This is a genomic window from Brevibacterium oceani, assembly GCF_013623835.1.
Classification (GTDB): domain Bacteria; phylum Actinomycetota; class Actinomycetes; order Actinomycetales; family Brevibacteriaceae; genus Brevibacterium; species Brevibacterium oceani.
Genome location: NZ_JABKDE010000001.1, coordinates 307290 through 319990, shown reverse-complemented (window position 1 = coordinate 319990; position 12701 = coordinate 307290). Strand labels below are relative to the sequence as shown.

The following is a 12701-nucleotide window of genomic DNA, read 5'->3' as shown; positions in this document are numbered from 1 at the left end:
GCGGGCGTCCCTCCGCGGCTCGCTCAGCGGTGTCTTGTTCAGCTGCGGTAGGCGAAGACGTGCGAGGCCGTCTCCAGCGGCAGGTCGAGCACGTCCTGAGCGCCCGGCACCTGCACGGTGATGTATTCGCCGTTGCGTGAGATCTCGACTTCGCTGTCCGGCAGGACTCCGGCGACCTGGAACTGCTGGAGCAGGTGGATGTCGACCTGCAGCGGTTCGGCCAGCCAGGCGATCGTCAGCTTCTTCGCCCCATCGCGTCCGACGGCGGTGGCGAGGTCGACCACCTCGGTGGTCTTCGAGGCCTCTCCCCCGATGACGTCGAGTCCGGGGATCGGGTTGCCGTAGGGACCCGAGGAGGTGTCGGGCAGGAGGGTGACGAGCTTGCGCTCGACCTGCTCGCTCATCACGTGCTCCCAGCGGCAGGCCTCGTCGTGGACGAGCTCCCATTCGAGCCCGACGACATCGGAGAGCAGACGCTCGGCCAGACGGTGCTTGCGCATCACATCGGTGGCGATCCGGCGGCCCTCGGGGGTGAGCTCGAGGTGACGGTCGTTGCTGACATGAAGGAGCCCGTCGCGTTCCATCCGGGCCACGGTCTGCGACACGGTGGGGCCGGAGTGATCCAGACGCTCGGCGATCCGGGCACGCAATGGCACGATCGACTGTTCTTCGAGCTCGATGATCGATTTGAGGTACATCTCGGTTGTATCAATGAGGTCGTTCACTTCTGACCAGCCACTCCACTCTTCGTCTTCAGGTCGTTCGGACCATTTCAGGCGTTGTCACCATTCGGGCCGTTGCGACCCTGCGCCGACCGCCGCCCAGGCGCTCCTGGTCGCGGCCGTTGCGATCTCTGTCCCAATCCTATCGTGCGTTCAGCGATTCCCGTGAGTCGAGAGAACGCAGTTGCGCAGAGCCGTTCTCCCAGGCCTTCCGCCTCCGCGCCTCAGCCCTCTCCCATCCGCCGAACGACAGATCATCGACACCGGCTGCGGCGCTGACCATGCCGTAACGCTTGCAGCGGGTCAAGTATTTCACCACCACGGCGGCGATGCCTGCGGCCGCGGTCCGGCGCTGCTCACCCACACCGCTCAGGTGCGAAGCGGCTCTCACGGGTAAAGGCGGGTGGCGGTCCACGCAGTCGCATCGTCGAGGTTCGCGACCTCGTGGCTGCCGTCGGAGCGACGGAAGACCCACCGGTCGTGGAACCGGTTCTGCTGGCCCTGCCAGAATTCGATCTCGAAGACACGGACACGGAATCCGCCCCAGTGGTCCGGACGCGGCACGTCCCTGCCTTCGAACTCGGCCACGGCGGCATCGTATTCGGCCTGCATCTGCTCTCGGCCGGCCACCGGCTGAGACTGCTTGGATACGTTCGCGCCGATCTGCGAACCACGGGGGCGGACGGCGAAGTACGCGTCCGAATCCTCGGGAGCGGCCACCTCGGCGAGGCCGCGGATGCGGACCTGTCGCTGCATGTCCTGCCAAGGGAAGTTCACGGCGATGCGGGGATCGGCGCGCAGCTGCCGGCCCTTCGCGGAGTCGTAGTCGGTGAAGAAGAGGAACCCGCGCTCATCGAGCCCCTTGAGCAGGACGATGCGCGAGCTCGGACCCCATTCGTCGAGGGTCGACACGGTCATCGCATTCGGTTCGCGGACATAGTCGGCCGCCTCGTCGTACCACTGTCGGAACAGGGTCAGCGGCGCGGTGTCCGGATGATCGAAGATGCTGGAGTCGTAGGACTTCCTGGTCTGCGGGAGGCGATCGACGGGCTCACTCATACCTTCACTCTACGACGCGGGTCTGACACTGGGATATCGGCGGCCGCCCGGGCACCCGCCGTCGCGCGCCTGGCGTCCCCGGACCGCCCACCATCGGGCGTCGGCCGTCCCCGAACCGGCTGACGTGCTCACAGCTGACCTGTTGCCGTGCCGATCCCTGCCCACGCAGTCGCCGCGTCACATGACGGACCGACGGCGGGCGCGGGCACGGCCCACCGTAGAATGTCGACCGTGACTGCGACGAATACAACGATCCCAGAGAACCTCCTGCCCGCCGACGGACGCTTCGGGTCCGGCCCGGCCCGCATCCGCCCCGCACAGATCGAGGCCCTGAACGCTGCCGCGACCGAGGTGCTCGGCACCAGCCACCGCCAGGCGCCGGTGAAGAACCTCGTCGGACGCATCCGCTCCGGACTGACCGACCTGTTCAGCCTGCCCGAGGGCTACGAGGTGGTGCTCGGCAACGGCGGATCCACCGTGTTCTGGGACGTCGCCGCCTTCGGTCTCGTGCGCAATCGTGCCGCGCATGCGACCTTCGGGGAGTTCGGACAGAAGTTCGCCAAGGCTACCGACACCGCCCCGCACCTCGAATCCTCGCTCATCCTGAGCGCCGAACCGGGCACCTCGGCGATCCCTACGCCCGAGGCACTGGCCGAGGCCGGCCTCGTCTCCTCCCCCGCCGAGGCGGCCACCGGCGAATCAGCCGCCGACGTCTTCGCATGGCCCCACAATGAGACCTCGACCGGTGTGGCCACGACGATCACCCGCCCGGCGGGGATCGACGAGGACGCCCTCGTCGTCATCGACGCGACCTCCGGAGCCGGCGGCCTGGCCGTCGACATCGCCGAGACCGACGTCTACTACTTCGCACCGCAGAAGAACATGGGTTCCGACGGCGGACTGTGGGTGGCCATCCTGTCCCCGCGCGCCATCGCCCGCGCGCAGGAGATCAAGGACTCCGGACGCTGGATCCCGACCTCGCTCGACCTGGTCACCGCGATCGAGAATTCGCGGAAGGACCAGACCTACAACACCCCGGCCGTGGCGACCCTGCTGCTGCTGGCCGAGCAGATCGAATGGATCAACGACAACGGCGGCCTGGACTGGGCGAGCGAGCGGACCCGTGAGTCCTCCGGTCTCGTCTACAACTGGGCGAATGCCGCCGAGGCGGCCCACCCCTATGTCACGGACCCCGCGGATCGTTCGTCGGTCGTGGCGACCATCGACTTCGACGATTCCGTCGATGCCGCAGCCGTGGCCACGGTGCTGCGGGCAAACGGTGTCGTCGACGTCGAGCCCTACCGCAAGCTCGGACGCAATCAGCTGCGCATCGCGACCTTCGTCTCGGTCGACCCGGCCGACGTTCGGGCGCTGCTGGCCTGCATCGACTTCGTCGTGGACGCCCTGAAGTAGGCCTCGGAGGCCCGCCGTGACCAGCACCGCGACCGACGCACCAGCACGCACCGTCGACAGCTGCGCCCGCGTCGGCGTCATCGGCAGCGGCATCGCCGGGGCCAGCACCGCTTTCGCTCTCGCCTCCCGCGGCGTCGACGTCACCATCATCGACGATGCGATGGCCGGGCAGGCGACAGCGGCCAGCGCGGGAATCATCGCACCGTGGGTGTCGACGAGCACGGGCGCCTATTACGAGACGTACGCAGCCGGCGGGAACTTCTATCCGGCGTTCTTCGAACGGCTCGGTGCTCTCGGCATCCCGGACCTCGGCTACCGCCGGTCCGGTGCCCTCGTCGTCAACAACGACCCGGACACCCTCGCCGAGGCGGCTGTCACCATCCGTGAGCGCGTCACGGCCGCCGGGTCCGTCGCGGGCGAGATCCATGACGTCGATGCGGCAGAGCTGGCTGAGCTCTTTCCTCCGATCGCTCCGGATATGACCGGACTCCTCATCACCGGAGGCGGAAGGGTCGACGGACGGGTTCTGCGAGATGCGATCCTCACCGGGGCCAGCCAGCATGGTGCCAGGTTCGTCGCCGACTCTGCGCAGGCCATCACCCCATCGGGTGGGAAAACTGCGGGCAGGGGTACATGGTCGGTGCGCACCACCTCGGCGATGGAGGACTTCGACGCGCTCGTCATTGCAGGTGGGGCACGGAGTGCTGACCTCCTCGACCGGCTCGGTCACCCGGTGGGGATCGCTCCTCAGCGTGGCCAGCTGCTTCATCTGGGGCTGCGCGGAGTCAACACATCGCCGTGGCCGACGATCCACCCGCTCGACCACCACTACATCACCCCGTTCGACGGAGGCCGCATCGTCGCGGGAGCCACCAGGGAGGACGGCGTCGGCTTCGACGTCCGCGCGACGGCGGCCGGCACGAAGCAGGTCCTCGACGACGCACTGCGGATCGCCCCGGGACTCGCCGAGGCGACTGTCCTCGAGACCCGGGTCGGCGTGCGCCCCATGTCGACGCGCGAGGGGGCGCTGCCCTACGCGGGAGCGGTTCCGGGCGCGGACGGACTGTGGCTGACTTCGGGGTTCGGTGCCGGTGGACTCACGATGGGTCCGCTCATCGGCGACGGGCTGGCCCGGCTGATACTCGGCGAAGGGGCACCGGAGATCGCCCACCTGGCGCCGTGAGTTGCGGTCCTGAGGCAGCTGCCGACCCTGCCGCAGGGCGCGATACCAGCCGAGGCATCACGCGACGCGCACCGTCAGCGCCATAACCTCCCGTTGCACCGGGGCGTTATGGCGCTGACTGTATGCGATGACGCTGCCGGTGCGAATTGACGCTAAGGGTGAGGGATGGACTGTCCCGGCGGCTTTGCCCGAGGAAACGGAGTTCCCTGCTCAAGAAAGCCGAGCTCCCGGCAGGAGCAAGTGCACCCCCTACCCGAGGAAGTGGATGAGCAGTCCGATGCCGTAGGTGAGCGCGGCGAGCAGCGCGAGGCAGAATTCGATGCCGGCGCCCAGGCCGATCGCCTTGATCGACTCCCAGCTCGAGGTCCACGCGGTCGAGGCGTCCTTGAGTCGAGAGTATTCCGCGAGGAACAGCCCGGCCACGAACCCGATCGGCAGCCCGAGCACGGGGATGACGAAGAAGCCGACGATTCCGAGCACTCCGCCCAGCAGCACCGAAGAGTTGGGCACCCGCATGGATTTGAGCTTCCGACCGGTGAGCACGAGTGACGAGCTCATCCCGGCCGCGACGAAGACGGCCACGATGGCGAAGATGATCCAGGCGGCGGGTCCGCCGATGACGATGGCCCAGATGAGCACCGCGATGCCGATGAGGATCGACCCGGGCAGGACGGGCACGATGATGCCCACGCAGCCGACGAGGATCGCCACGCCGACCAGCGCCGAGGTGATGATGTCAGTAGTCACAAGCAGGTCCAATTCCGTCGCCGAGGTGGTCCCCCGAATTCTAATCGCCGAACCTCAAGGCCGGCCGAGTTCAGGGCCGACCCTGTCCGACCGAGTCCGGGGCCGGCCGCCTTCCACCGGAACGCCCTATTCTCAGTGCCGACCCTGATAGCTCAGGTGCAGCCGGATCCGCGACTTCGGGTCGCGGTGGACGCGCAGGTCCTTGGCCAGGATCATCCAGGCCAGCCCGACGCCGAAGGCGATGATCCCCGAAGCTGCTCCCACCGTCAGTGCCATGCGTGGGCCGAAGGAGTCGGCGACCCAGCCGGCCAGCGGCGCACCGATCGGGGTGCCGCCCATGACGACGGCGGCATAGATGGCCATCACTCGACCGCGGTAGTTCGGTGCCGTCGTCGTCTGCACATAGGCGTTCGCCGAGGTCATCATCGTCAGCGACGCGAATCCGACGAACACCAGTGAGCCGGCGAAGAGATAGTAGTTGGGCATCAGCGACGCCACCCCGACGGCCAGGCCGAAGCCTCCGGCGGCACCGAAGATGAACCGCAGCCGCGGCTTCTCCCGCCTCGCCGAGGCCAGTGCACCCGTGACCGAGCCGATCGCCATCACCGAGTTGAGCAGGCCGAATCCGCTGGCGTCGCGGCCGAACTCGATCTTCGCCATGGTCGCGGTGTAGATGTTGAAGTTGAAGCCGAAGGTCGCGACGATGAAGAGCACGATCAGGACGATCGTGATGTCCGGTCGCTCGCGCAGGTACCGCAGACCTCCGAGCACCCCGCCCTTGCCCCGTCGTCCCGAGGGGTGCAGCCGGGACTTGTCGAGGCGGAGCAGCACGGTCAGCGTCGCGGCGAATCCGAGGCCGCTGATGAGGAACACCGGACCGGCGCCGATGAGGGCAGTGAGCACACCGGCCACGGCGGGGCCGAGCATGCGGGCGCCGTTGAACGATGCCGAGTTGAGGCTGACCGCGTTCGGCAGCAGCTTCTCCCCCACGAGTTCGGAGACGAAGGCCTGCCGGGCCGGATTGTCCAGGGTCGTGAGCATGCCGAGGGTGAACGCGAGCACGTAGACGTGCCAGAGCACGATGACATCGGTGATGACGAGGGCGAAGAGGATGAGTCCGATGGTGCCCAGCAGGGCCTGAGTGACCATGAGCAGGCGACGTTTGTCGAACTTGTCGACGAGGCTGCCCGCGAACGGGAACATGATCAGCTGGGGTCCCAGCTGGAGGGCCATCGTGATGCCCAACGCCGAGGCGTTGTTGTTCGTGAGCATGGTCAGGACGATCCAGTCCTGAGCCGTGCGCTGCATCCACGTTCCGGTGTTGGAGATCAGGGCACCGGCGAACCAGTGCCGGTAGTTCGGCTCCGACAGCGACCGGAACGTCTGGGACATCGAGGAGGTCAGCCCTCCTGAAGTTCGAGTTCGCCGGAATAGTCGTCGACGACGGCCTCGGCCGGATCATGATTGGGTTTGTGCACATCGGTCTCCGAATGGGCTCCGCACCCGGATTCGAGTCCGACGACGCGTCCGTCGAACGGCGACCAGGCGTTGGCGCAGACTCCGAACTTCTGCCGCAGGGATCCGGCGATCGGCATGAGGTAGCCGCAGGATCCGCAGTGGGCCGAGGCGCGTGAGGCGAACTCGCCGTCGGGCCCGGCGTCCGAGTCCGCCCACCGGCTGGCGGCGGCGGAGAGACCGTCCGAGGACAGGACGCGTTCACGGCCGAGACCGAATTCGAAGTTCGGGATCTGGTCGACGTTGTCCGCCGAGTTGTCCTCGGTCTGCTGGAAGCCCGGCTGCAGGTTCGGATCCTGATCCAGCTTGGGCAGGGTGTCTTTGGGTGTCATGTCCCCGGGTTCGAGGCGTTCTTCCCACGGCACCCATTCGGGCGCGGTCAGTGCATCGGGTCCGGGCAGCAGAGCCGTTTCGCAGACGGTGACCTTCTTCGCCCGCGGAGCGCGGGCGAGCACGGCCACCCAGCGCCAGCCGCGGTAGGTCGGATCGGTGCACACGAAGTAGTGGGTGACCAGGCGGGTGCCTTCGGCCACCGTTCCCAGGTGCTCGCCGATCACGGCACTGCCGGCCACCTCGGCGATGGCGGAACGGGCGATGTCGATCGCCGCGGCCAGCTGGGTGTCGAGCACGATCTTCTCGGTGCTCGCACGCTTTTCCGAGCCCGCACGTCCGCGTGAGGACTTCGTCGCCTTCGCCGAGGCGGCCGCCTCGGTGTCGGTCGATGCGGCACTTCCAGCGGCGGACACTGTGTCGTTCTCGACGGCGGCTGCGGCATCGTTCTCGACCGCACCCGCAGCTTCGCTCTCGACCGCGGACGCTGTGGTCTGCTGGGCCAGCCACTCACTGAACAGCGATGACATCAGGACTCCAAATCGTCGGCTATCGCCCGCAGCAGGCTGGCCACCTTGTTCCCGTGTGTGGGATCCGGGTAGCGGCCGTGCTGCAGTCCGTTGTTGAGGTCATCCAGTACTTTGATGACATCCTCAACCATAACCGCCATGTCCTCGGCGGGGCGTCGCCGGGCCTTGGAGACTTTGCCCGGGGCGCTCAGCGGGCGGGCCTTGAGCACCTGTGCTCCGCGGCGGGAATCGACGACATCGTATTCGAGTCGGGTGCCCTTGGTGACCTCGAGTCCCTCGGGCAGCACTGAGGAGTGGAGGAAGGCCTGGGAGCCGTCCTCGGCGACGACGAAGCCGAATCCCTTGTCGGCATCGAACCATTTCACGCGTCCGGTGGGCATGATGTCCTTTCTTCTGGCGCCCGCCGCTGGGGCGGGCCGTGTCTGTGTCCGCCTCGGTGGGCGGGTGGTGCTGGTATCCGCCGCTGGGGCGGATGTGTCTGTGTGCGCCGCTGTGGGCGGGTGGTGCGTGTCTGCGCTTCATCATCGCGTGGTGCATGTTCAGGTCTAGGCGGGGCGTGGTGCATGTTCGCGCCTGGGCGGGAGGGAGGCCGGTGCCCGGGTTTCCCGTGAGGCATCGGGACCGATGCGGCGGGAGTGAGACGATCCGCCTGAGCTTTCGGTCCGTCCGAGTCCCGGTCCCCTTTCAGGCTCCCAGTGCCGTCCGGTTCAGGCCCCAGAACCCCTGCAGACCGGTGATCCGCACCCGATCACCGGGTGGCGCGTCACCGACTCGGCGATGCTGCGGGAGTGGGCGGCCACCTCGGCGAGGGGATCGCTCTGAGCGTCCCGATCACTGTGGTCGGTCTGCTCGGTTCAGCCGCACCGATCACTCGGATCGGGCGGTGATCCCGGGGATCATTCCGCTCTCCGAGCTTGCCGGTGAAGCGTTGGAATCAGCTGGGTCCCACCTCGGTCTGTCTGCGTCTGAGCGCCGCGCGGACCATGGCCACACAGGCCAGGGCGACGGCGATGGGGACGAGGATCATGGGCAGATAGGTGAGGAAGGGGCTGGGCGTCATTCCCATCCAGGCCTGGCCGAGCACGCCGATGAGGCCGAACGCCCCGATAACTGCGGCGGCAACCGCTGCGACGACTATGACCGTGTCGACTCGATTGGCTGACAATGCGCGTCCTTCCTGAAGTTCGCAGTTCCTGTTTCTCTGCCCTTCCAGTGTACCCCTCACGATAGACTGGGCGACGATGTCCATGACCTTCAGCCAGTGGCTGTCCCACAGTTCAGATGCCGAGTTCGAGTCCTTCGTCCGGACGCGGCGCGACCTCCTCCAACCCGAGTCACCGACGATCGGATCCCTGGCGGCGGCCGCGTCCTCGCGAATCGGGGTCGCCCGCGGCATCGAGGCGCTTCAGGCTGGCGAGCTCGAGGTCTACATCGCCCTGGCCGTGGCCGCTCGCACGAGCCCGGAGATCGCCGTCGGTGACAATGCTCATATCGATCCCGCCCGCGCCGAGGCGACCCTCCCCCGCCTGCGCGACCTCGGTCTGGCCTGGCCGACGTCCGGGTCTGAATCAGGGGCTGCGTCGGGGTCGGGGCCGGCGTCGGGGCCAGGCGATCATGCTGCCCTGCTCACCGCGCAGCCGGTCTGGCGGATCCAGTCCGAGGCCATCACGCTCCTGCCCACCTCGGCGGCCGATTCCGCGCGCGCCCGCCCGTGGCAGATCGATCCGGCCACCGTCGATGCGAGCACCGCGACGATCGGTCAGGCGCTCATCCACAATTCCGAACAGGCTGCCGTCGCCGAGGTGATCTCCTCGCTGCGCGGGCTCGTCGACGAACTCTCCGCAACCCCGATCTCACGGCTGACCAGCGGCGGGATCTCGAAGCGGGATGTCTCCCGGCTCGCCCGCACCCTCGACCTCGGACTCGAGCAGACGATCACTCTGCTGCTGGCCGCGAAGTCACTCCACCTCATCGGAGTGCTCGACGATGCCCTCGACCCGCAGTGGACGGCCGCCGACGATGCCGAGTCCGCGCTCTCGGCCGATCGAGCCGAACTCTGGGCGGCGCTGGTCGGCGCATGGCTGCGCGAGTCCCTCGACGTCACGCAGCTGGCGGCCGGGGCGAGTGAGAACGAACGGCTGACGGTGCTCGCCGCACCGAAGAAGTCCCTCTTCAAGGGGCACGGACAGTCGGTGCCGGCGATGCCGCTGCTGCGCCTGACCGTCCTCGACATCCTCCATGACATCGGTCTCGGTTCGGCCCGTTCGGCGGGATGGATCCATGCCGAGGTGCTGCGTCGCCGTCCCATGATCCAGGCGCACGAGTACGCGATGACCGAGGCGGTGCTCCATGCGTGCGTGAGTCTGGGTCTGGCGACCACTCCCCTGCAGCAGCCCGATCATTTCGGGCCGAGCCGCTTCGGGGTCAGCCTCGCAGCAGGACTGGACGCGGCACTGGTCGAGCACGGGAAGGAGGACCCCTCGATCGCACCGTTGGGAGTGGCCGTCGACGCCCTCGCAGTCCCCGGTGACGTCATCGTCGCGGTGTCCGACGGCCTCGGCGACGAGGTCGACACGGTGCTCATCCAGTCCGATCTCACGGCGGTGGCGACGGGTCCGATCGAACCGCGGGTCCACCACATCCTGCGCAGGTACGCCGTCGTCGAGGCCCGCGGACAGGGCACCGTCTACCGCATCGACGCCGAGACGATCGAGGACACCATGCAGTCGGGCGTCAGCGCCGAGGATGCCTTGGCCGAACTCGCCGAGATCAGCGCCGAAGAGCTGCCGTCGACCTTGGACTTCCTCGTGAAGAACACTGCCTCGAAGCTGCGGCGGGTCCGCGTCGCCGGTGCCCGAGCCGTGCTCGTCGTCGACGACCCCGTCGACCTCGATGTCATCCTCTCCGATCAGGCGATGCTGCCGGCCGGGCTCGAGCGCCTGGCGCCGACGGTGGCGATCGCCCAGCTCGGGCCCGAGCGGACCATGCACTTACTCGAGGCCGGTGACCATCATGCGCTGCTGCATTCGGCGACCGGAACGGTGCGCCGGCGGAAAGTGATCACGCAGTCCGAACCCGAGGTCAATGTGCGTCGGCGTCCGCGCGTCAGTGACGGCCACCTCGGCGAATACATCCGCATCCTCCGCTCGGCCCCGACCGGGGCGCAGGCGATGACGAGCACCGATGAGCCGCTGGGGCACATGGATCGGCTGCGCGAGGCCGCCGAGGCGAAGCGGCGGGTGGTCATCCGGATCGCCGATTCGCAGGGCCGCGAGCGCACAATCGAGATGCTGCCGGCCACGCTCAATGCCGGCCGGGTGCGCGGTACGGTCACCTCCACGGGAGCCGAAGCATCCCTGTCGATCGCCCGCATCGTCAGCGTCGACCCCACCTAATTACTACCCGACGGCGGCCCAGCAACCTCGCGCCACGTTGCTGGGCCGCCGTCGGGTAGCACGGGAGGGAACAATTGGGGCGGGGGACGTGTTGTCCCCTCTGGTGTCGTAGCACCTGACAAGCGCACTCGTGAAATGGGAGTCTGAATGAATGGTCCGCTGATCGTGCAGTCCGATCGGACTGTGCTGCTGGAGTCGGGGCATCCCCTGGCTGTCGAGGCGGCCGTGGCGATCGCCCCGTTCGCTCAGCTGTCGCGGACTCCCGAGTACATCCACACCTACACGATCACTCCGCTGGGACTGTGGAACGCCCGCGCCAGCGGACACGATGCCGAATCCGTCGTCGATGTGCTCCTCGAGTTCGCGAAGTACCCGGTCCCGCACGAACTGCTCGTCGACATCGTCGACATCATGGACCGCTTCGGCGTCCTCACCCTCATCGACCACCCGATCCACGGACTCACCCTGACCTCCACGGAGACGGGTCTGCTCGATGAGCTGGTCGATCAGCCCGACCTCGTCGGCAAATTCGGCAAGCGCATCGACGACGATTCCGTTCTCGTCCATCCGTCCGAGCGCGGCGAGCTCAAACATGCGCTGCTGCAGCTGGGCCATCCGGTCTCCGATCATGCTGGCTATGTCGACGGCGAGGCGCATGAGATCGCCCTGTCCGATGACGCCCACGGCGGTCAGTGGCATCTGCGCGATTACCAGAAGCAGGCCATCGACCAGTCCCTGTCCGGTGAGTCCGGAGTCGTCGTGCTGCCCTGCGGGGCGGGCAAGACCGTCGTCGGGGTGGCCACGATGTCGCGGGTGCAGACGACGACGCTCATTCTCGTGACGAACTCGGTCTCGGCGAGGCAGTGGAAGGACGAGATCCTGCGGCGGACCAGCCTGACCGAGGACGAGATCGGCGAATACTCCGGGTCGACGAAGGAGATCCGGCCGATCACCATCGCCACCTATCAGGTGCTGACGACTCGCCGGAAGGGCTCCTACCTCCACCTCGAACTCCTCGATGCCAAGGATTGGGGGCTGGTGATCTATGACGAGGTGCATCTGCTGCCGGCTCCGATCTTCCGGCTCACCGCGAGCCTGCAGGCCAGGCGTCGGTTGGGCCTCACCGCGACGCTGGTGCGTGAGGACGGCCGTGAGGACGAGGTCTTCTCCCTCATCGGACCCAAGCAGTACGAAGCGCCGTGGAAGGAACTCGAACGGCTCGGCTACATCGCCTCGGCTAGCTGCCACGAGGTGCGGGTGCGCCTCGACGGCGGAACCCGCACAGCCTACGCCCGGGCCGACGGCGAGGACCGCTACCGCCTGGCTGCGACCTCGGATGCGAAGCTGCCGATCGTCTCCGAGCTCGTCGCCGACCATCCGGATGCGCAGATTCTCGTCATCGGCCAGTACCTCGACCAGCTCGAGGAGATCGGGGCCGAACTCGGCGCGCCGGTCCTGACCGGCCAGACCCCGGAGTCGGTGCGCCAGGAGCTCTTCCGCGAATTCCGCTCCGGTGAGATCCCTGTGCTCGTGGTCTCGAAGGTCGCGAACTTCTCTGTGGACTTACCGGCCGCCTCGGTGGCGATCCAGGTCTCCGGGGCGTTCGGGTCACGGCAGGAGGAAGCCCAGCGACTCGGTCGGATCCTGCGCCCGAAGCAGGACAAGGGTTCCGCGACGTTCTACACCGTGGTCGCCGCCGACACCGTCGACGAGCACTTCGCCGCGCAGCGCCGCCGCTTCCTCACCGAGCAGGGCTACAGCTACAACATCGAGGTCCGCTGACCTCTCCCTGCTACCCGACGGGCGC

Annotated in this window: 12 protein-coding genes; 4 read left to right on the top strand and 8 right to left on the bottom strand. The window is 67.6% G+C overall.

Annotation, left to right across the window (positions count from 1 at the left end):
* Positions 1–38: 38 nt before the first annotated feature.
* The 3 genes from HK401_RS01550 to pdxH all read right to left on the bottom strand — a co-directional run bounded on the left by HK401_RS01550 (position 39) and on the right by pdxH (position 1781).
* A complete protein-coding gene (locus HK401_RS01550) occupies positions 39–725 on the bottom strand; it encodes an iron-dependent transcriptional repressor DtxR (RefSeq protein WP_181272891.1) in 687 nt (228 codons plus the stop codon).
* 139 nt (positions 726–864) lie between these two features.
* Complete coding sequence (locus tag HK401_RS01545) at positions 865–1113, bottom strand: hypothetical protein (RefSeq protein ID WP_181272890.1); 249 nt, start codon at positions 1111–1113, stop codon at positions 865–867.
* Positions 1110–1781, bottom strand: a complete 672-nt coding sequence (gene pdxH, locus HK401_RS01540) for a pyridoxamine 5'-phosphate oxidase (protein WP_181272889.1) — start codon at positions 1779–1781, stop codon at positions 1110–1112. The genes HK401_RS01545 and pdxH overlap by 4 nt, the downstream gene beginning before the upstream one ends.
* Positions 1782–2012: 231 nt before the next feature.
* On the opposite strand from pdxH, the gene serC reads away from it, so the two are divergent.
* Together serC and HK401_RS01530 are read left to right on the top strand one after the other, a co-directional pair.
* On the top strand, positions 2013–3194 hold the full coding sequence (gene serC / locus HK401_RS01535; protein ID WP_181272888.1) for a phosphoserine transaminase: 1182 nt from the start codon (positions 2013–2015) through the stop codon (positions 3192–3194).
* Between the two features lie 16 nt (positions 3195–3210).
* Entirely contained in the window at positions 3211–4377 is a 1167-nt protein-coding gene (locus HK401_RS01530) for an NAD(P)/FAD-dependent oxidoreductase (protein ID WP_181272887.1), read from the top strand.
* Positions 4378–4626: 249 nt separating this feature from the next.
* Here the strand turns inward: HK401_RS01530 and HK401_RS01525 are convergent, their stop codons facing one another.
* From HK401_RS01525 to HK401_RS01505, 5 genes are all read right to left on the bottom strand, one after another.
* The gene (locus HK401_RS01525) at positions 4627–5124 is read right to left on the bottom strand and encodes a DUF456 domain-containing protein (protein WP_181272886.1); all 498 of its coding nucleotides are present in this window, start codon (positions 5122–5124) and stop codon (positions 4627–4629) included.
* 132 nt (positions 5125–5256) lie between these two features.
* On the bottom strand, positions 5257–6516 hold the full coding sequence (locus HK401_RS01520) for an MFS transporter (protein ID WP_181272885.1): 1260 nt from the start codon (positions 6514–6516) through the stop codon (positions 5257–5259).
* Between the two features lie 8 nt (positions 6517–6524).
* On the bottom strand, positions 6525–7499 hold the full coding sequence (locus HK401_RS01515; RefSeq protein ID WP_181272884.1) for a DUF3027 domain-containing protein: 975 nt from the start codon (positions 7497–7499) through the stop codon (positions 6525–6527).
* The gene (locus HK401_RS01510) at positions 7499–7879 is read right to left on the bottom strand and encodes a cold-shock protein (protein WP_181272883.1); all 381 of its coding nucleotides are present in this window, start codon (positions 7877–7879) and stop codon (positions 7499–7501) included. Before HK401_RS01510 ends, HK401_RS01515 begins: the two co-directional genes overlap by 1 nt.
* A gap of 554 nt (positions 7880–8433) precedes the next feature.
* Positions 8434–8664, bottom strand: a complete 231-nt coding sequence (locus HK401_RS01505) for a hypothetical protein (protein WP_181272882.1) — start codon at positions 8662–8664, stop codon at positions 8434–8436.
* 76 nt (positions 8665–8740) lie between these two features.
* Here HK401_RS01505 and HK401_RS01500 point away from each other — a divergent pair, with 76 nt between their 5' ends.
* Both HK401_RS01500 and HK401_RS01495 read left to right on the top strand, forming a co-directional pair.
* Positions 8741–10894: a helicase-associated domain-containing protein gene (locus HK401_RS01500; RefSeq protein WP_258233906.1), complete on the top strand. Its 2154-nt coding sequence runs from the start codon at positions 8741–8743 to the stop codon at positions 10892–10894.
* A gap of 147 nt (positions 10895–11041) precedes the next feature.
* The gene (locus HK401_RS01495; RefSeq protein WP_181272881.1) at positions 11042–12676 is read left to right on the top strand and encodes a DNA repair helicase XPB; all 1635 of its coding nucleotides are present in this window, start codon (positions 11042–11044) and stop codon (positions 12674–12676) included.
* The last annotated feature ends 25 nt before the right edge of the window (positions 12677–12701 follow it).